This is a genomic window from Ruegeria sp. CDSA246 (assembly GCF_059611225.1).
The window spans coordinates 331,958-351,087 of sequence record NZ_JBXWPD010000002.1; the positions used below are offsets into that span (position 1 = coordinate 331,958).

Below are 19,130 nucleotides of genomic sequence, written 5' to 3' on the forward strand. Positions count from 1 at the left end.
CCAACCCAGCAAACAAAGGATTTTCCATGCGACCCTCAGGACGAGATTTAAGCGAAATGCGCGCCGTTTCAATCGAAACGGGGTTTACCAAACATGCCGAAGGTTCCTGCCTGATCAAAATAGGCGATACCCATGTCCTGTGCACCGCCACGATTGAGGATCGCGTGCCACCGTTCATCAAAGGCTCGGGCCTGGGATGGGTTACTGCCGAATACGGTATGTTGCCCCGCGCAACAAACACCCGCATGCGGCGCGAGGCGGCCAGTGGCAAGCAAGGCGGCCGTACAGTAGAAATTCAACGCCTGATCGGTCGTTCGCTACGCGCAGGCGTGGATCGGGTTGCGTTAGGTGAGCGTCAGATCACCGTGGACTGCGATGTTATCCAGGCTGATGGCGGCACCCGCTGCGCCTCGATCACAGGTGGTTGGGTGGCGCTGCGTCTGGCCGTGAACAAACTGATGAAAACCGGTGACGTCATTTCCGACCCGCTGGTCGATCCCGTCGCGGCCGTATCCTGCGGCATCTACGCGGGCCAACCTGTCCTGGACCTGGACTATCCCGAAGACAGCGAAGCTGGTGTTGACGGTAACTTCATCATGACCGGATCAGGCAAACTGATCGAAGTGCAGATGAGCGCCGAAGGCTCTGTTTTCAGCCGTGATCAAATGAACCAGCTGATGGATCTGGCAGAAAAAGGCGTGGGTGAGCTGGTTGCGGCCCAAAAGGCAGCCACCGCATGACCCGCAAGTTCGACGGCGACAGGCTGCTGGTGGCCACGCACAACAAAGGCAAGCTTGAGGAGATGACCCATCTCCTTGAGGCCTTCGGCGTGAAGGTTGTTGGCGCGGCAGAGATGAACCTGCCGGAACCGGAAGAAACCGAAGATACATTCGTCGGTAACGCCCGGATCAAGGCCCATGCGGCGGCACAAGCTACCGGCCTGCCTGCCCTGTCGGACGATTCCGGAATCACGATCGACGCGCTGGACGGCGCGCCCGGTGTCTACACCGCCGATTGGGCAGAAACCGGCAATGGCCGCGATTTCCTGATGGCGATGACCCGCGCACATGATGAGCTCGAGGCCGCACAGGCGCCTCATCCCCGCACTGCACAATTTCGCTGCACGCTGGTCCTGGCCTGGCCTGATGGTCATGACGAAGTGTTTGAGGGCGTCATGCCCGGTCAGCTTGTCTGGCCCATCCGTGGGGAAAACGGCTTCGGTTATGACCCGATGTTCCAACCGGACGGGCACGATGTGACCTGTGCGGAAATGGTTCCGGCGGAAAAACACAAAATCAGCCATCGCGGACGCGCCGTAAATGCCTTTGTTCAAGGCTGTTTCGGTGGATGACTGGCGGCATGGAGGTTTCGGCCTCTATGTGCACTGGCCTTTTTGCGAGGCTAAGTGCCCCTATTGCGATTTCAACAGCCATGTTTCGAAACATATTGATCAAAAACAATGGCTTAAAGCTTATTTAGCTGAACTGCACCGCTCGGCATCTGAAACCCCAGATCGGGTTTTAAGCACGATCTTCTTTGGTGGCGGCACGCCGTCCCTTATGGCACCAGAAACGGTGGCAGCCATTATCGACGAGGCGCGCAAGCTTTGGCGCCCTGCAAATGACATGGAAGTCACGCTTGAGGCCAACCCCGGATCGGTCGAGGCAGGCCGGTTTGCCGCCTATCGCGATGCAGGCGTGAACCGAGTTTCCATGGGCGTTCAGGCCCTGAATGACGAGGACCTGCGCCGATTGGGTCGTATCCACACGGTCGCCGAGGCCCGCGCCGCATTTGATATCGCCCGCGACTGCTTTGACCGCGTCAGCTTTGACATGATTTACGCACGTCAGCATCAAACCCCGAAGGCCTGGCAAGCAGAACTGACCGAGGCGCTGTCGATGGCCATCGATCACCTCTCGCTCTATCAATTGACGATTGAGGAAGGCACCGCCTTTGGGGACCGGTATGCAGTTGGTAAGCTGCGTGGACTGCCCAAGGATGACCACGCCGCCGACATGTATCTGGCCACACAAGAGATCTGCGAAGCCCACGGCCTGCCCGCCTATGAGGTTTCCAACCATGCCCGTCCGGGGGCAGAATCCCGGCACAACTTGATCTATTGGCGTTACGGAGATTACGTCGGTGTCGGACCCGGCGCGCACGGGCGTATTACGCTGGACGGCCAGAAGATAGCGACAGAGACCTATCTGTCACCCAACGCCTGGCTCAGTGCTGTTGAAAAAGGAAACGGCGAGAAAGAAAGATCATTGCTATCTACGCAAGATCAGGCAAGTGAATACCTTATGATGGGTATGAGAATTTCTGAAGGACTAGATGTTGATCGTTTCAATGCGCTTTCCGATCTCACACTGCCAGAAAACAAACTGAGAGACCTGGAAGAGCTGGGTATGATACACCGATCAAACGGCCGATTGATCGCCACCAAAGATGGTCGCGCAGTCCTGAATGCGGTCATTCGAGAGTTATTGGGATAAACGATGCAGTACCTCTGGGCCGCAATGGGATTGATCTGCGTCGGGTTGGCTGTTGTCGGCATTGTGTTGCCGCTGCTGCCGACGGTCCCGTTTCTTTTGCTGGCCGCGTTCTTTTTTGCCCGATCTTCCTCCCGACTGCACACTTGGCTGGTCAGTCATGGAACCTTCGGGCCGATGATCTTGGATTGGCAACGCTCGGGCGCCATTCGTCCGGCCGCAAAAAAGGCGGCCACCCTGTCGGTTGCCGCCGTTTTTGGATTGTCTGTCGTTCTTGCGCTTCCAAGCCACGTCCTGATCATTCAGGCAGTTGTCCTTAGCGGGGTTATGATTTTTATCTGGACCCGCCCTAACGGCTGAGCTTGGCGCAAAGATCGTCCAATTGATCAAGGTTTTCGTAGGTCAGCACGACCTGCCCCGTTTCCGATCCCGCTTTGTGGTTGATGGCTACTTTCATCGCCAGAATGGCCGAAAGATCCTTCTCCAACGCGCGCGTATCCGCATCCTTGCCAGCATTCAGATTTCTGGACCGCGGCGCCGCCTGAGGAGCATCCCCCTGCTGTTGTTTTTTCACCAGCGCTTCAGTCGCACGCACGCTCAGCCCGTCCTTGACGACGATCTTCGCCAGCTCAGAGGGGTCTTCAGCTGTGATCAGCGCCCGGGCATGACCGGCAGACAGTTTTCCTTCAACAACAAGCTTCTGAACGTCCATCGGCAACGACAGCAAACGCAAAAGGTTCGCAATATGGCTGCGGCTTTTACCCAACGCTTCGGCCAGCTTTTCCTGTGTATGGCCAAAACGATCCATCAACTGCTTGTAACCCGCAGCCTCTTCGACAGCATTCAGGTCTGCGCGTTGAATATTCTCGATAATGGCGACTTCCAGAACTTCGGTGTCGTCAAAATCCCGCACGATAACCGGGATATCATGCAGCTGCGCCATCTGAGCCGCACGCCAGCGGCGTTCGCCTGCCACGATTTCATAGTCGCCGCCGCGAACCTCACGCACGATCAGCGGCTGAATGATGCCCTTTTCCTTGACCGAGGCCGCAAGTTCATCCAATCGCTCTTGCTGAAAGGTTCTGCGTGGCTGGTTCGGGTTCGCGCGCAGTTTTTCAATCGGGACTTTCATATCCGGACGGCGCGGGTCTGTGGGCATAAGCCCCCCGCTATCCTGCGTCACATCCGCCATCAAAGCGGAAAGTCCCCGGCCCAAACCTCTGGGTTTTGTTTTTTTGGCGGCCACGGTGCCCTCCTCACTGTCGCTTAGGCGGCGACTTTCTTGTTCTTGTGCATGACTTCCCGGGCCAGGTGCCGGTAAGCCATCGCCCCCAGTGATCCCGAGTCGTATTGCAAAACGGGCAACGCGTAAGACGGAGCCTCGCTGACCCGCACATTTCTGGGTATCTTGGTTTTAAATACCATCTCGCCCAGATTGTCACGCGCGTCTTTTTCGACCTGGCGGGACAAGTTGTTGCGGTTGTCATACATGGTCAACACAACACCTTCGATTCTAAGGTCCGGATTCGCGGTTTGGCGAACCTCTCGGATGGTCAGCATTAGTTGCGACAATCCTTCCAACGCAAAGAACTCACTCTGCAACGGCACCAGGACAGAATGTGCAGCGACCATAGCGTTGACAGTCAGAAGATTTAGCGAAGGCGGGCAGTCGATTAGCACAAAATCCAGGTCAAACTTGTCGATTGCGGTTTGACGCAGCGCGTCATGCAACAGATAGCTGCGTTTTTCATTGGATATCAATTCAATATCCGCCGAGCTTAGATCAACCGTCGCCGGGACGACAAGCAACCCCTCGATTTCGGTTTCCTGAACGACCGCCTCTAATGGCGCGTCATCCAGAATCAGGTCATACGTCGTCCAATCCCGATCTTCGACCCCCAATCCGGTGGATGCGTTCCCCTGAGGATCAAGATCAACAACCAGCACTTTGCATCCAGCCTCGGCCAGACCGGCCGCAAGGTTGATCGCTGTTGTGGTTTTCCCAACCCCGCCCTTCTGATTGGCTACCGCAATAATCCGGGGCCCTGAGGGACGAGACAAATCAACCACGTGATACTCCTTTGATTTTAAGGATAACGGCCTGAGGCTCAGTTAAACTTGTAATCGGGTCAACGTCGAAATTCCATTCTTCCTGCGCCTCTTCCAGCTCTTTTTTCCACCTTTCGCCTTTCGGCAACAGCGCCAGCCCCTTTTTGCTCAAATGTCTGTCGCAAAAGGACAATAGCGTAGGAAGATCAGCAAGAGCCCGCGCAGAAAGGATATCAGCGCTCAACGGTTCAACCACTTCGATTCGCTTGGAAACAACAGTGCATTTCGCGCCGCACTCACGTGCAACGTTGCGCAGGAAGGCGGACTTTCGTTGGTCACTTTCAATAAAGGTGAACTGGGCATCTGGTGCGTCTTCAATGGCCATTATGGCACAAACCATCCCGGGGAATCCGCCTCCACTACCCAAATCTACCCAGTTTTTGAATAGGTTTGCGCATCTATAAACTTGTACGGAATCCTTTATGTGCCGAAGCCAGATGTCATCCAAGCTTTTCCGTGAAACAAGATTAATCTTCGGGTTCCACCGCTTCACAAGCTCTACATAGGTTGTGAGACGCTCGAATGTTTCACGTGAAACATCCAAATCATCAATAGTGGTCCCATTCATACCTTGCGGACCTTCTGATCGCGACGAAGCTTAGCCAATAACAACGTCAGTGCCGCAGGGGTAACTCCTTCGACACGCCCCGCCTGTGCAATGTTCTCCGGCTTTGCATTTGAAAGCTTTTGCTTCATTTCAGAAGATAGCCCTTCCATCGCAAAATAGTCGAAACCCCGTGGAATCTCATATGATTCATCGCGTTTCATTGCCTCAACATCTTTTTGTTGCCGGGCAATGTAGTTTGCGTACAAAGCGTCCCGCTCTACTTGCAGACGGATCTCCTCATCAACACTCTCAATCTCGGGCATCAGAGGAACAAGATCACCAAAGTGAACATCCGGGAACGCCAGAATAGCCATCCCGTCCCTGCGGTTTCCATCTTGATTGACATTGATACCAGCTGCTCGAACTTCTTTTGGAGTAAAGGTTTTTTCTGTCAGCTGGGACTTTGCGGCGGACAACCTCTCCATCTTGCTTGAAAACATGCTGCTCCGCTCACCGCCAACACAGCCGATTTCCAGCCCAATTGGCGTAAGGCGCTGGTCTGCATTATCCGCACGTAGTGACAAACGGAATTCTGCGCGTGACGTGAACATGCGATAAGGTTCCACAACACCGCGTGTTGTCAGGTCGTCGATCATCACGCCGATATAACTGTCAGCACGTGTAAAATGCAGCGGTTCCCGGTCAAGCACCTTTAGCGCAGCATTCAACCCCGCAACCAAGCCTTGCGCAGCTGCCTCCTCATATCCTGTGGTTCCGTTTATTTGCCCTGCTAGATATAGTCCTTCGACATCTGGTAGTGCGAGAGTCGATGTCAAAACACGCGGATCCACATAGTCATACTCAATCGCATAACCGGGCTGCAGGATCTCTGCCGCCTCAAGACCTTTGATTGAACGCACATACTCAAGCTGCACGTCCTGAGGTAAAGAGGTCGAAATCCCGTTCGGATAGATCGTGTGATCATCGACACCTTCGGGCTCCAGGAAAATCTGATGTGATTCCTTATCAGCAAATCGTACGATCTTATCCTCGATGGATGGGCAATACCTGGGGCCCACCCCATCAATATGTCCGCCATACATCGCCGATCGAGACAAGTTTTTTTCAATGATTTCGTGCGTCCGTGCGTTTGTATGCGTGATTCCGCAGGAAATCTGTGGGGCAATCACCTTTGTTGACAAGAATGAAAACAAGGTTGGGTCATCATCCCCGTCTTGCTGTTCCAGATCACTCCAATCAATCGTCCGGCCATCCAGCCTCGGCGGTGTTCCTGTTTTCAAACGCCCCAGGGGTAGCTCGAAACTTTCGAGCCGTTCTGCCAATTTGACTGACGGGCGATCACCCATACGACCACCTGGGCGTGATACGTCCCCAATATGAATGACACCACGCAAGAACGTACCGGACGTCAGGATAACCGTTTTACTCTTGATTTCAGAACCGTCAGCAAGTTTCACACCGTAAACTTGGTTCCCTTCCATCAGAAAATCGACAACTTCTCCGGTAACGACGAACAGATTTGGCTGCTTATCCGTCTCTTTCTGCATGGCCGCGCGGTACAGCGCACGATCTGCCTGAGTTCTGGGGCCTTGAACAGCTGGTCCTTTACGTCGATTAAGCAAGCGAAATTGAATTCCGGCCTGATCGGCAACACGTCCCATGACCCCATCCAGGGCATCAATTTCACGGACCAGATGGCCTTTACCCAACCCACCAATTGCCGGGTTGCAGGACATGACGCCTATGTCTGATGCGGACAATGTAACCAGTGCTGTCTTGACGCCCATACGCGCTGCCGCATGCGCGGCTTCGGTGCCCGCGTGTCCCGCGCCAATGACCACTACATCGAAATCTGAATGTTTCACGTGAAACACTCCTTACTTACCCAGGCAAAAACTCGAGAAGATCTCATCCAAAAGATCTTCAACGCCGATTCTGCCAACCAAGGTTTCAAGTGCACGGATTGCCGTGCGCAATTCTTCTGCTGCGATATCATACAAGTCTGGACCTGATTCCAGAACCGCCATGGCAGAACCTAGGGATTCCCGCGATTTGATTAAAGCAACCCGGTGCCTTTCCCGCGTCGCAATACCACTGCTTGTAGTTCGGTTGCTAAGCACATCCGAAATCTGGGAAATGAGTTGATCAATACCCTGCCCGGTTTTTCCGGATATTCCACCCTCAGATAGATCGCGAAGATCAGATTTCGGCAAAACCTGTATATCGCCTTTCACCATTTGAACACCCAGTTCCTTCGGGTCATCTGTCAGGAACACACGCAGATCCGCTGAATCGGCGCGCTTTCTTGCCAGTTCGATTCCCAGGCTTTCAACGTGATCCTCAGTTTCCCGCAATCCTGCGGTGTCCAGCAACGTGACCGGAAGTCCTGCGAGATCCATTCGAACCTCGATCACATCGCGAGTAGTTCCGGCATATTCCGAAGTAATCGCCGCCTCACGCCCTGCCAGAGCGTTTAGCAAGGTTGATTTTCCGGCATTCGGAAGACCAACAATCGCGACTTCAAACCCCGTTCGAATGCGCTCTGCAATCTTTACGCCATCCGCTTCACGTTGCAGATCAGCCATAACGCCGTTCACAAGCGATTTAACCTCGGGCGTGACATCTGTTGGAACATCCTCATCCGCGAAATCAATGACAGCTTCCAGCAAGGATGCAGCACGGATCAGATCGCGTCGCCACCGTTCCGCCAGAAAACCCAAATCACCAGCCAGAATAGTTTGTGCTTGTTTGCGCTGCGCCTCGGTTTCCGCATCAATCAGATCAGCAAGACCTTCGACCTGTGTCAGGTCCATCTTGCCGTTTTCCAGCGCGCGTCTGGTGAACTCACCAGGCTCCGCCAGTCGCAGCTCGTCCATATCGGACAGGCATCGCATCACTGCGTTCACCGAAGCGGTGCTACCATGGATCTGCAGTTCGGCCACGTCTTCACCGGTAAAACTGGCCGGGGCTTGAAAGGTCAGAACCAGCCCGTCATCCAACCGCGCACCATCGGTGGCGTACAGCGTACGGACCCGCATGCCACGAGACGGCAGCGGGCTTCCGGTTAAGCTGGCAGCTGCGGAATGCGCGTGTGGTCCCGAGAGGCGGATGACCGCCACCCCGGCTTTGCCTTGCGCGCTGGCCAAGGCGAATATCGTATCCATTCGAAGGCCTCGCGTCGTTTAAGACCGGTGTCAGGTGTTCATCGAATCGAAGAACTCACCGTTCGTCTTGGTCTGTTTCAACTTGGACAACAGGAACTCGACTGCGTCGGTTGTGCCCATCGGGTTGAGGATACGACGCAAGACGAATGTCTTGGCCAGATCGCCCTTGTCGACCAGCAGATCCTCTTTCCGGGTGCCGGATTTTAGGATGTCGATGGCCGGGAACACGCGCTTATCTGCGATCTTGCGATCCAGAACGATTTCCGAGTTACCGGTGCCTTTGAATTCTTCGAATATAACTTCGTCCATCCGACTGCCGGTGTCGATCAGCGCGGTGGCGATGATGGTCAGCGAGCCACCTTCTTCGATATTACGGGCGGCACCAAAGAACCGTTTGGGCCGTTGCAGAGCATTCGCGTCTACACCACCGGTCAGAACTTTGCCCGATGATGGCACCACAGTGTTGAAGGCCCTACCAAGTCTTGTGATCGAGTCGAGAAGAATAACAACATCTCGTTTATGCTCAACCAAACGCTTGGCCTTTTCGATGACCATCTCAGATACCGCCACGTGGCGAGTTGCGGGTTCGTCGAAGGTTGAAGATACAACTTCACCCTTCACCGAACGCTGCATGTCGGTCACCTCTTCGGGGCGTTCGTCGATCAGCAGAACGATCAAATAGCACTCTGGGTGGTTCTGTTCGATCGAATGCGCGATGTTCTGCAGGATCACCGTTTTACCGGTCCGCGGCGGCGCCACAATCAGCGATCGCTGGCCTTTACCGATCGGGGCCACCAGATCGATCACACGCGCCGACTTGTCCTTGATGGTGGGATCCTCGATCTCCATCTTCAGACGTTCATCGGGATAGAGCGGCGTCAGGTTGTCAAACGCGATCTTGTGTCTGGCTTTTTCTGGTTCTTCAAAGTTGATCTTGGTGACCTTGATCAGCGCAAAATAACGTTCATTGTCATCAGGCGCTTTGATATCCCCTTCGACCGTATCACCGGTGCGCAAGGCATGCTGGCGGATCATGTCGGGCGAGACATAGATATCATCCGGACCTGGTAAATAGTTTGCCTCGGGCGAGCGCAGAAAGCCGAAGCCGTCTTGCAGCACTTCCAGCACGCCGTCTCCGCCAACGGTCCAGCCTTCATCCGCGCGTTCGCGCAGAATCTGGAACATCATCTCGCCTTTTCGCATGGTCGAGGCGTTTTCGATCTCCAGCTCTTCGGCCATCGCCAGAAGGTCTTTGGGGCTTTTGGCCTTCAGGTCGGCCAGATTCAGGGATTCAGTGGACATGATATATACCTTCGCCGCTGACATTGCGGCACGAAGTGGAATTTCAGTACGGAAGATACGCCGCCCGGACGGGCGTGTTGATCCCTACATAAGCGCGACTGCCCTCGGAGTCAAACAGCCCCTCAGAACTTCACAACGACCGCCAGAACGATGATAATCATCAGAACAGTCGGAACCTCGTTCATCATGCGAAATTGCCGTCCAGTAAGCTTATTTCGGCCTTCTAGGAAATCCCTACGTCTCGCCATCAACCAATGATGGAACCAGGTCATACCAATTACGGCAGCACCCTTGATCCAGGGCCAGGACCAATCCCACCCCACGATGCCGGGCGTGAAAACCATGATCAGCCCGCAAAGCCACGCAACATACATCGCAGGGCGCATGATCACCCGCAGCAGCTTCTCTTCCATCTCAGAGAAGATAGTTTCTGCGCCTTCGACGTGTTGGGCTTTCTCAACGTGATAGACGTATAGTCTGGGCAAATAGAACAAACCTGCCATCCATGAAATCACAGCCATGATGTGCAATGACTTCACCCACGGGTAAATCGTGAAAAGAAGATCGGTCATTCTGGCTCCGGACTTTGGTTGGAACCCTCCCTAATAAAAAAATAGGAAAAGAAAAAGGATGATGGTTTTGTAGGGTGAGTAAATTCCGTGGATTACTTTTTTACGCATGTGTTTTCCCCAGGTGGATAGAATTGTGCCGTAAATAGGTGATTCTGTTGATTTCAGTTTTTATTATTTAATTTCAGTATATTAGTCCGATACCACTCAAGCTTGTCTGGGGATAACTCGTTGGGTAAGACAGGAAACCCCAGTTTTCCCGTGCAGCAAAGTTATCCTTGTCCCAAAAGGACGGTCTTCGAACGACTCAGGGAAGTTTCAGGCGAAATTCCCGGGGTTGCGTGTCAACCGGAAAACCATACAAACCATCCTAGAACGCTCAACGATTTGCTAAGGGGGTTTTCCACATGTCTGTCCCCATCATCCTTGCCTCGGGGTCATCTATCCGCGCGCAGCTATTGCGCAATGCGGGCGTGCCGTTCACAGTGGAAACCGCGCGCGTTGACGAAGATACAGCCAAACGCGCCTTGCTGGCCGAGGATGCGCCCCCACGAGATATCGCAGACACTTTGGCAGAAATGAAGGCCCGCAAGGTTAGTGACAAGAACCCGGGCGTGATGGTTTTGGGCTGTGATCAGGTGCTGGACTTCGATGGCCAGCTTTTGTCGAAACCAGAAACACCCGAGGACGCGCTGGCGCAGTTGAAGGCAATGCGGGGCAAGCGGCATATGCTGTTGTCTGCGGCCGTGATCTATCAGAATGGTGAACCCATCTGGCGCCATGTTGGTCAGGTGCGTCTGCGGATGCGCATGAGCTCGGACACCTATCTGCGCGACTATATTGACCGCAACTGGGACAGCATTCGCCATGCGGTCGGGGCTTATAAGCTTGAGGAGGAAGGTGTGCGCCTGTTCGCCACCATTGACGGCGACTATTTTAATGTTTTGGGTATGCCCCTGTTGGAGTTGCTGAATTTTCTGGCTGTGAAAGGGATGATTGATCAATGACGGATAACCAAATTCCATTGGCCGGCGTGATTGGGCATCCTATTGGACATTCAAAATCCCCTAAACTGCATGGACATTGGCTAAAGACCTATGGGCTGCCCGGGCACTATGTCCCTATGGATGTCGCACCCGAGGATTTGGAGAGTGTTCTGCGGACCCTGCCCAAAGCCGGGTATGTCGGTGCAAATGTAACCGTCCCCCATAAAGAAGCCGCCTTGCAGGTTGCGGATCACGTGTCGGATCGGGCGGCAAAGATTGGTGCGGCAAATACACTTGTCTTTCTGCCTGATGGCTCGATCCACGCAGACAACACCGATGGCTACGGATTTATGGAAAACCTGCTTGCAGGGGCGCCCGACTGGAACCCACAGGATGGGCCGGCCGTGGTCTTCGGCGCGGGCGGGGCTGCGCGCGCCGTTTTGCAGGCACTGGTGGATGCCGGAGTGCCCGAGATCATGCTGACCAACCGCACGCGTGCCCGGGCCGACCAATTAAAAGCAGAGTTTGGGCCGCGCATTACAGTGGTTGATTGGGTCAAGGCCGGCAATGTGATCGAGAATGCGGAGCTGGTGGTGAACACAACATCTCTGGGTATGCAGGGACAGCCCGAATTGCGTGTGCCGTTGGATGGTTTGCAGCCGGGTGCTGTGGTTACCGACCTTGTCTACGCCCCTCTGAAAACCAAGCTTCTGCAAGCGGCCGAAGAGGCCGGGTGCACAACAGTTGACGGTCTGGGCATGTTGCTGCACCAGGCGGTTCCGGGCTTTGAGCGTTGGTTTGGAAAACGACCCGAGGTAACGGATGAGTTGCGCGCCACGGTGCTGGAATGAGCTTTGCTCTTGGCCTGACGGGCTCGATCGGAATGGGCAAAAGCACGACGGCGCAAATGTTCGTGGATGAAGGCTGTGCGCTTTGGGATGCGGATGCGGCTGTGCATCGGCTGTATTCAGCGGGCGGCGCTGCGGTAGAACCGATGCGCGCTGCGTTTCCTGAGGCAATTGTTGATGGCGCGGTCAGCCGGGATGCCTTGAAACAAACTATTTCCGCGGACCCAACAACATTGAAAGTGATCGAAGGCATCGTTCACCCTTTGGTGGCCGCCGACCGGGTGGGTTTTCGGGATAGCGCCACGGCGGACATTCTGGTTTTCGACATCCCTTTGTTGTTTGAAACAGGCGGCAATGCGGCGATGGATGCGGTTGCTTGTGTTCAGGTCCCGGCCGACGAGCAAAAGCGACGTGTGATGGAGCGCGGAACGATGACTGAGGCGCAGTTCGAACAAATCCGCTCCAAGCAGATGCCCAATGACGAAAAATGCGCGCGGTCGGACTTTGTGATCGTGACGGACACACTGGACCACGCCCGCACGCAAGTGCAGGATGTGGTCAAACAGATACGGGCGGGGATGGCTAATGCGTGAGATTGTACTCGATACCGAAACTACGGGGTTTGATCCCGAAAGCGGTGACCGGATCGTTGAAATCGGTGCAGTCGAACTGTGGAACCATATGGCCACGGGTGAGACCTATCACGTTTACATCAACCCCGAGCGTTCGATGCCCGAAGAGGCATTTGGCGTGCACGGTATCGGCCCCGACCTGCTGGACACTCCGCGCGCCCCGGAAAAGGGCGAGGTCACGCTGAAAGACAAGCCGGTTTTTGCCAAGGTTGGTCAGGGGTTCCTTGATTTCATTCAGGATTCCAAACTGGTGATCCACAACGCCTCGTTCGATATGAAATTCCTGAATGCGGAACTCAGGTGGATGGGTTTGCCGCAGCTGCCGATGGATCAGGCGCTGGACACACTGGCGATTGCGCGCAAACTGTTTCCGGGTTCGCCTGCATCATTGGATGCGTTGTGCCGGCGGTTCAACATCGACAACACGAACCGTGTTTTGCATGGGGCGCTGCTCGATTCAGAAATTCTGGCCGAGGTGTATCTGGAACTGATTGGTGGGCGACAGCCGGACTTTGGCCTGTCCACCAGCGCGGCTTCTGCCGGTGGCGGAGGGGACGATTGGCGGCCCGCTGCGCGCCCGACGCCGCTGGCGTCAAAAATCACCGTGGAAGAACGCGCGGCACATGAGACATTTGTGGAAAAGCTGGGCGAAAACGCCCTGTGGACCCGCGCCTGAGCCCCTGCCCGGCGCGGGTGTAACCGATTAGGCTTCGGTTTTCTCAGCTTCGGCCTGACGGCGCATCAGCTCGTTGCGGTACAGCGCAACAAAGTCGATATTGTCCAGGTTGACCGGCGGGAAACCACCGTCACGGGTGATGTCACTGACAATGCGGCGCAGGAACGGGAACAGCATGCGCGGGCATTCGATCATCAGGAACGGGTGCAACTGATCTTCGGCCACGCCTTCGATGTGGAACAGGCCGCAATAATCCAGCTCGCACAGGAACAGAATATCTTCCATGCCCTTGGCTTTGGAGGTCAGGTTCAGTTTGACGGCAACTTCGTACTGATGCTCGGTCGGGCGTTTTTTGGCGTCCAGGTTCACCTGAACAGCAATCTCGGGCTGAACGTCACCAGACACGCCTTTTTGTGCCATCACGTTTTCAAAAGACATATCGCGAATGAACTGTCCCAGAACGCGCATCTGGATCTGAGGGGCGGTCTGTGCCGCGGTGTTTTCTGCAGGGCTTTCGTCAGCCATGGATCTACTCCGAAAATGAAATTCGCCACTGCTTAGCAAGTTGGGCGCTGCACCTCAATGCTGAGGCGGACCTTCGACCCATTTGGATGGCTTTGAAGGGTTTTGACGGGGGCGCACTTCGGTAAATTCACCGTCGATCACGTCATCCTGATCAAATTGGGTGGGACCAGTTCCAAATTGTGCCCCGGTGCCCATCTGGAATTGAGTGATGGTCGCCTTGGATTTCAGATATTTGAACACGGCCACCCGAATACCAGGAATAAGCAGTGCAAAACCAACGGCATCGGTAAAAAACCCCGGCGTTAGCAGTAATACACCCGACAACAAGATCATGGCACCGTGGGCAAGCGGCTCTGTCGGGTCATCAAGTTCAGAAAAGGATCGCTGCAAATTGACCAGCGCCATGCGACCTTGTGTCCTGACCATAAAGGTGCCGATAACGGCCGTCAGAACGACGATCGCCAGCGTAGGCCACAGGCCAATCAGGCCGCCGACCTGTATGAACAGGGCGATCTCGATGATCGGCACCAATAAAAATGCCAAGAACAAGTACATTTGCTTTATCCTTTCCCTTAGGCCGGGCTGTGGACTTGCCACGATCTGTCACCTACATAGTGGCATGAGGCCGCGTATACAAAGCCGCGGTCTGAAAAGAGGATGAAATGAACGAACCGATGATCCAGTTGCTGGTCCTGGCCGGAATTGCCGTTTTCCTGATCCTGCGCCTAAAAAGCGTGCTGGGTACACGTGAGGGTTTTGAGAAACCCCCTGTTCAACAGCAACCCGAGGCGGACAAGTCGCGTCGCGGCTTCGAGGTGATCGAAGGCGGCCCGGATCATGACATTACAGACCATGTCGCCGAAGACAGCGAACAGGCGCAAACACTGGCCGCGATGAAGCGGGTTGAGCCCAGCTTCTCGGTCACTGAATTTGTGCAGGGCGCACGCGGTGCCTATGAGATGATCGTCATGGGGTTCGAAAAGGGGAATCTGGATGAAATTCAGCCCTTCCTGTCCGAAGAGGTGTTCGACACTTTTGTTTCAGTTGTGGCAGCCCGTGAAGATCAGGGCCTGACCATCGAGGCCGAGTTTATCGGCGTCCGCGAAACCGCGCTGGCGGATGTGACCTTCGACAAAGACACAAACCAAGCCGAGATTACGATGCGGTTTGTGGGCGAGCTGACCTCGGTCGTACGCGACCGCGGTGGCGACATCATCGAAGGCAACCCGAACACCGTAAAACGCCAAAAGGACAGCTGGACCTTTGCCCGTGTGATGGGTGCTGATGATCCAAACTGGCTGCTTGTTGCCACGGACGCATGATTGGCGCGCTCCGGTCGCTATTACTGGTGGCAGTCATGACCACTGCCACCAGCGCTGAACCGACGCGATCAATTCTTTCCTTTGACGATCTGGATGGATGGGCTGCCGATGATCATGGGGCGGCCCTTTCGGTATTTCTGAACACCTGCGGCGATCTGGATAATCCGGACTGGCAAGCGCTATGCAACGTGGCCCGAACATACAAGGCAGACGCGGCGCGGTCGTTCTTTGAGTTATTCTTTCGCCCGGTTCTGGTCGAGGACGGCGACGACGCCCTTTTCACCGGTTATTTCGAACCGGAACTGGATGGGTCTAAAACCCGGACCAACCGGTTCAAGTATCCAATCTACAAAATGCCACCCGAAGCGCGTGCCGAAGGACCATGGCTCAGCCGTCGCGAAATCCTGACGGGCGACGCGATGCAGGGTCGCGGCCTTGAGATCGCTTGGGTGGATGACCCGGTCGAGTTGTTCTTTCTGCAAATTCAGGGTTCGGGACGTGTGCGCCTGCCAGATGGCAGTGCCCTGCGCGTGGGCTATGGCGGGGCAAACGGTCACCCTTATCGTTCCATTGGGGCTGAGCTGATCCGCCAGGGTGCGCTGGGCGCGCATGAAGTCAGTGCCCAGATGATCCGCTCATGGGTCCGCAAGAACCCTGAAGCCGGGGTTGAACTGCTGTTTCACAACCCTTCTTACGTGTTCTTCCGCGAAGTTTCGCGCGTTGCGCCCGAGCTTGGGCCGTTGGGTGCCATGAACAGATCAGTTACCACGATGCGCAGCATTGCGGCTGATCCGGCTTATACGCCGCTGGGCGCCCCTGTCTGGGTGGAAAAAGATGGCAAGACTCCGTTGCGGCGTTTGATGATTGCTCAAGACACGGGTGCTGCCATCAAAGGTGCGCAGCGTGCGGATATCTTCTTTGGCACAGGTGATGACGCCGGAAAGGCCGCCGGGCGCCTCAGGGATCCGGGACGGATGGTGCTGTTGCTGCCGATCCAACGGGCCTATGCCTTACTACCGGATGAATTCTGATGTCCCGGCGCAAACTGACGGCAGACGAGGTCGAGCTGTGGCGCAAGGTCGCCAAACAGGCTGAGCGGCTGCATCCCGAAATTCCACAATCGGTCCACCCGGTCACACTGCCCAAACCCAAGCCGAACAAACCCCCAAAACCCCGGTTTGAGGCATTCGAGGTCGGACAAAACGCGCCCGGTAAACCCGTGCGAAATGCGCTGAAGCCCTCGATCAGTGAAAGTTTGCGTACCAGCCCGGTGCAAATGGACACCAAGGCATTTGGCCGTTTGAAACGCGGCAAGATCAAGCCTGAAGGGAAACTGGACCTGCATGGCATGCGCATGGACACTGCGTATCCGGCGCTCACCCGGTTTATTCTGACGGCCCAGGCGTCAGGTAAGCGCCTTGTTCTGGTTGTCACCGGAAAAGGAAAGGACAGGGATGAACCCGGTCCTATCCCCACGCCGCGCGGTGTATTGCGCAACCAAGTGCCGCAATGGTTGGCCTTGCCGCCGCTTGCGCAGGCCGTTTTGCAAGTGACCCCAGCCCATATCAGCCACGGCGGCGAAGGGGCCTACTACGTCTATTTGCGCCGGACGCGTTAAAGCGAGCGCACAGCGCGCGTAATTCCGATATTAGCCGACAGGCATACAAGAATGAAAACACCTCCGATCCACAGGAACTGTGTGCTCAGCGGTATACCGGCGTCGATCAATATCCCGGTCAGGCCGGGGCCGATCGCTGATCCCAAAACCATAACTGCTGTGGCCATCGCCTTGATCGCCCCAATGTGCCTGGTGCCGTAGAATTCTGCCCAGAAGGCGCTTGGTAGTGTGTTGTTTGCTCCAACCGTCAGTCCCAGAAAGATCATTGCAATCAAGGCCCCGCCGATCGAGTTTGTCATTCCTGCGATCACAAAACCTATTGCGATCGGGATTTGGTAAAAAGGCATCAGCCTCGCGGTGCCCCATTTGTCCAGCGCCCAGCCGGCCGCAAACATCCCAATCAAGGATACGCCGGTGAAAACCGGAAACAGGGCGACCAGTTCGATATGCTGCCATCCCTTGACTTGGGCAAGATGCACCTGATGGAAGAAGAACGCAGTAATAAAGGCCGATGGGGCCAGAATAGTCGGGGCCATGAACCAGAACAGAGGGTGAAACAGCGCGTCTTTCCGGGTCCAATGGCGGCCCTGCATCCCTGTCGCTGAATAGGCATCCGCCAGACTCTGCGGCGTGCGCTCCTGACGCAAAAGTCGCGTCAGAACGGGTATCCCCATCAGGACAACCACTGCGGACAACACCCAAAGCCATCGCCAGTCCAGAAACGCCATCGCGGCCACGAAAGCTAGCGGCAGCAGCGCCTCTCCAATCGCGTAGCCGACCGATGCAATCGACAGGGCTTTGCCACGTGTAACGATGAACCATCGCGCCATGGCGACCTGTGCAAGATGGATGCTCATCCCCTGCCCGAACAGGCGCAATAAAAAGACCACCAGCGGTAACAGGACAAGCCAGCTGTTCACGGCCATGGCCACTGCTGCCACGGCCAGGCCGACCAGAACGGAGGGCCCCAATACACGGACGCGGAAAACATCTGTCAGCCCGCCGGCCCAGATCATAACGATGGCCGAAACGGTGGTGCCCAAAGAGTAAAGACCGCCCCACGCGCCGTGCCCAAGACCAAATTCGGCGCGGATGTTTCCAGCGAAGATCGAGATGAAGAAGGTCTGCCCAAAGCTGGACAGAAAGGTCAAAAGGACCCCCGCACCCAACCAGGTCGCGTTGTCCCGAAAATACTCACGCAAACTAAACTGCGTCACGGGGTAGTGACCTGAGCCTGCCCTGTTTCTGTCAGAACGATTTCCGTGGCGCCGTCTGGATTACGCTCGCTGGGCGGCACCAGTATATCGATGCCGGGCCTGTCTTCGCGTCCGAACGTGTTATTGACGCGCCGCAACGAACTAAGGATCGACAACAGAGCCGGGGAAGTCGCCGCCACAAAATGCGAGGATTCCGCATCGCTGCTAAACGCGGTTGTATCGATCACGTTAATCGGGAACTCCTCGAGGGACTCGAGTGAGGTGATGTTTCCCAGCCGCACACCCTCATCCGTGCCGCGCAGGCGGGCGGAAATGTTCAGGATTTTGTCCTTTTGCGAGACCATCACGATAAATGGGTCGGGAGGATTGTCGATCCGCCTCATTTGGGAGCGAAACAGATCCAGATCCAGATCGGGCGAGATCAGCACGACCCCTTCGAGGTTCCTTTTCGCCCAACCCGGTTCCTGCAGTTCCGTTTGGCGCATCATCTCCATCGTCAATGCGCCCCCCATGGAATGCGCGACTAGAATGACGCGTTTGACACCCATGGATTTCAGTTCACGGATTGTCTGCTCCAACCCGTCGCGGGCAAACAACATGCTGTCGAGATCATAGGCATATCCATACCCGGTCGCGCGGCTGGGCCAGGAATAGACCAGAGTAGATCCCGGAAGGCCAATGTCATGGGTCAGCTGAGCCGCGCGGAAAATCGTCTCGGTTTGGGTCGAGTTGTAGCCGTGTACAAAAATCGTAACATCGTCTTCGCCGCGCAAATGTTCGCGTAAGCCCTTTGGCCCGCCCAGTTCGGTAACATTTGTAAGAACAAATTCTTTTTTCGGGTTCGGATTCGCATAAGAGAATTTCAATGTTCCCGGCGTGTGTGATGGCGGGATCGACACTGTTGTTTCCAAAAACTTCAGCGCTTCCCCACGCTTGAATCCATAAGTTCCGTCTGCTTGACGAGCTCGCGTCGTGGCTGCGAATATCTTTTCAGGCGTTCCGACAGTTGCGGCCGATGGAACAATCTCGGTTACCGTCCGATCAACACAGGCGCTTAGCGTCAGGGATGTAATCAGAATTATTAAATAGCGCAGCACTGGTC

At 55.4% G+C, this 19,130-nt stretch carries 22 protein-coding genes; 11 read left to right on the forward strand and 11 right to left on the reverse strand.

Annotation, left to right across the window (positions count from 1 at the left end; genetic code table 11):
* The first annotated feature begins 26 nt into the window (after window positions 1–26).
* The 4 genes from rph to AC2FI9_RS04445 are packed head-to-tail and all read left to right on the forward strand — an operon-like array spanning window position 27 to window position 2,852.
* Window positions 27–740: a ribonuclease PH gene (rph, locus tag AC2FI9_RS04430; RefSeq protein WP_058279370.1), complete on the forward strand. Its 714-nt coding sequence runs from the start codon at window positions 27–29 to the stop codon at window positions 738–740.
* Window positions 737–1,351, forward strand: a complete 615-nt coding sequence (gene rdgB, locus AC2FI9_RS04435; RefSeq protein WP_282170591.1) for an RdgB/HAM1 family non-canonical purine NTP pyrophosphatase — start codon at window positions 737–739, stop codon at window positions 1,349–1,351. The genes rph and rdgB overlap by 4 nt, the downstream gene beginning before the upstream one ends.
* A complete protein-coding gene (hemW, locus tag AC2FI9_RS04440; RefSeq protein WP_496766104.1) occupies window positions 1,344–2,495 on the forward strand; it encodes a radical SAM family heme chaperone HemW in 1,152 nt (383 codons plus the stop codon). The genes rdgB and hemW overlap by 8 nt, the downstream gene beginning before the upstream one ends.
* A 3-nt stretch (window positions 2,496–2,498) precedes the next feature.
* The gene (locus tag AC2FI9_RS04445; protein ID WP_058279262.1) at window positions 2,499–2,852 is read left to right on the forward strand and encodes a YbaN family protein; all 354 of its coding nucleotides are present in this window, start codon (window positions 2,499–2,501) and stop codon (window positions 2,850–2,852) included.
* On the opposite strand, the gene AC2FI9_RS04450 is transcribed toward AC2FI9_RS04445, so the two are convergent.
* From AC2FI9_RS04450 to AC2FI9_RS04480, 7 genes are all read right to left on the reverse strand, one after another.
* A complete protein-coding gene (locus AC2FI9_RS04450; RefSeq protein ID WP_496766009.1) occupies window positions 2,842–3,738 on the reverse strand; it encodes a ParB/RepB/Spo0J family partition protein in 897 nt (298 codons plus the stop codon). The genes AC2FI9_RS04445 and AC2FI9_RS04450 overlap by 11 nt on opposite strands.
* 20 nt (window positions 3,739–3,758) lie before the next feature.
* Complete coding sequence (locus tag AC2FI9_RS04455; RefSeq protein ID WP_496739272.1) at window positions 3,759–4,562, reverse strand: ParA family protein; 804 nt, start codon at window positions 4,560–4,562, stop codon at window positions 3,759–3,761.
* Window positions 4,555–5,169 carry a 16S rRNA (guanine(527)-N(7))-methyltransferase RsmG gene (gene rsmG, locus AC2FI9_RS04460; protein WP_496766011.1) on the reverse strand — a complete coding sequence of 205 codons (615 nt, stop codon included), beginning with the start codon at window positions 5,167–5,169 and terminating at the stop codon, window positions 4,555–4,557. Before rsmG ends, AC2FI9_RS04455 begins: the two co-directional genes overlap by 8 nt.
* Window positions 5,166–7,034 (reverse strand): tRNA uridine-5-carboxymethylaminomethyl(34) synthesis enzyme MnmG, encoded by a 1,869-nt coding sequence (gene mnmG, locus AC2FI9_RS04465; protein WP_496766014.1) that lies wholly within the window; start codon window positions 7,032–7,034, stop codon window positions 5,166–5,168. The genes rsmG and mnmG overlap by 4 nt, the downstream gene beginning before the upstream one ends.
* Before the next feature lie 12 nt (window positions 7,035–7,046).
* Window positions 7,047–8,333 (reverse strand): tRNA uridine-5-carboxymethylaminomethyl(34) synthesis GTPase MnmE, encoded by a 1,287-nt coding sequence (gene mnmE / locus AC2FI9_RS04470; RefSeq protein ID WP_496766017.1) that lies wholly within the window; start codon window positions 8,331–8,333, stop codon window positions 7,047–7,049.
* Window positions 8,334–8,363: 30 nt separating this feature from the next.
* On the reverse strand, window positions 8,364–9,635 hold the full coding sequence (gene rho, locus AC2FI9_RS04475; protein WP_496726283.1) for a transcription termination factor Rho: 1,272 nt from the start codon (window positions 9,633–9,635) through the stop codon (window positions 8,364–8,366).
* Between the two features lie 122 nt (window positions 9,636–9,757).
* Window positions 9,758–10,207 carry a CopD family protein gene (locus AC2FI9_RS04480; RefSeq protein ID WP_496766019.1) on the reverse strand — a complete coding sequence of 150 codons (450 nt, stop codon included), beginning with the start codon at window positions 10,205–10,207 and terminating at the stop codon, window positions 9,758–9,760.
* Window positions 10,208–10,611: 404 nt separating this feature from the next.
* On the opposite strand from AC2FI9_RS04480, the gene AC2FI9_RS04485 reads away from it, so the two are divergent.
* From AC2FI9_RS04485 to dnaQ, 4 genes are read left to right on the forward strand one after another with little or no spacing between them, the layout of a single operon-like run.
* Window positions 10,612–11,211, forward strand: coding sequence for a Maf family protein (locus AC2FI9_RS04485; protein WP_496766021.1), 600 nt, complete (start codon window positions 10,612–10,614; stop codon window positions 11,209–11,211).
* Window positions 11,208–12,041, forward strand: a complete 834-nt coding sequence (locus tag AC2FI9_RS04490; RefSeq protein WP_496766023.1) for a shikimate dehydrogenase — start codon at window positions 11,208–11,210, stop codon at window positions 12,039–12,041. Before AC2FI9_RS04485 ends, AC2FI9_RS04490 begins: the two co-directional genes overlap by 4 nt.
* Entirely contained in the window at window positions 12,038–12,631 is a 594-nt protein-coding gene (coaE, locus tag AC2FI9_RS04495) for a dephospho-CoA kinase (RefSeq protein ID WP_496766025.1), read from the forward strand. Before AC2FI9_RS04490 ends, coaE begins: the two co-directional genes overlap by 4 nt.
* Window positions 12,624–13,346 carry a DNA polymerase III subunit epsilon gene (gene dnaQ / locus AC2FI9_RS04500; RefSeq protein ID WP_496766028.1) on the forward strand — a complete coding sequence of 241 codons (723 nt, stop codon included), beginning with the start codon at window positions 12,624–12,626 and terminating at the stop codon, window positions 13,344–13,346. Before coaE ends, dnaQ begins: the two co-directional genes overlap by 8 nt.
* Before the next feature lie 27 nt (window positions 13,347–13,373).
* Here dnaQ and secB read toward each other — a convergent pair whose 3' ends face one another.
* Both secB and AC2FI9_RS04510 read right to left on the reverse strand, forming a co-directional pair.
* Window positions 13,374–13,871 (reverse strand): protein-export chaperone SecB, encoded by a 498-nt coding sequence (secB, locus tag AC2FI9_RS04505; RefSeq protein WP_496766030.1) that lies wholly within the window; start codon window positions 13,869–13,871, stop codon window positions 13,374–13,376.
* 54 nt (window positions 13,872–13,925) lie between these two features.
* The gene (locus AC2FI9_RS04510) at window positions 13,926–14,426 is read right to left on the reverse strand and encodes an FxsA family protein (RefSeq protein ID WP_496766032.1); all 501 of its coding nucleotides are present in this window, start codon (window positions 14,424–14,426) and stop codon (window positions 13,926–13,928) included.
* A 107-nt stretch (window positions 14,427–14,533) separates the two neighbouring features.
* On the opposite strand from AC2FI9_RS04510, the gene AC2FI9_RS04515 reads away from it, so the two are divergent.
* Genes AC2FI9_RS04515 through AC2FI9_RS04525 form a run of 3 tightly spaced genes read left to right on the forward strand, consistent with a single transcriptional unit; the run spans window position 14,534 to window position 16,811 of the window.
* Window positions 14,534–15,193: a Tim44/TimA family putative adaptor protein gene (locus AC2FI9_RS04515; RefSeq protein WP_496766034.1), complete on the forward strand. Its 660-nt coding sequence runs from the start codon at window positions 14,534–14,536 to the stop codon at window positions 15,191–15,193.
* Window positions 15,190–16,224 (forward strand): murein transglycosylase A, encoded by a 1,035-nt coding sequence (gene mltA, locus AC2FI9_RS04520; RefSeq protein WP_496766036.1) that lies wholly within the window; start codon window positions 15,190–15,192, stop codon window positions 16,222–16,224. Before AC2FI9_RS04515 ends, mltA begins: the two co-directional genes overlap by 4 nt.
* Entirely contained in the window at window positions 16,224–16,811 is a 588-nt protein-coding gene (locus AC2FI9_RS04525; RefSeq protein WP_496766038.1) for a Smr/MutS family protein, read from the forward strand. Before mltA ends, AC2FI9_RS04525 begins: the two co-directional genes overlap by 1 nt.
* Here AC2FI9_RS04525 and AC2FI9_RS04530 read toward each other — a convergent pair.
* Entirely contained in the window at window positions 16,808–18,028 is a 1,221-nt protein-coding gene (locus AC2FI9_RS04530; RefSeq protein ID WP_496766040.1) for an MFS transporter, read from the reverse strand. The genes AC2FI9_RS04525 and AC2FI9_RS04530 overlap by 4 nt on opposite strands.
* A complete protein-coding gene (locus AC2FI9_RS04535) occupies window positions 18,025–19,125 on the reverse strand; it encodes an alpha/beta hydrolase (RefSeq protein ID WP_496766042.1) in 1,101 nt (366 codons plus the stop codon). The genes AC2FI9_RS04530 and AC2FI9_RS04535 overlap by 4 nt, the downstream gene beginning before the upstream one ends.
* Window positions 19,126–19,130: the final 5 nt, after the last annotated feature.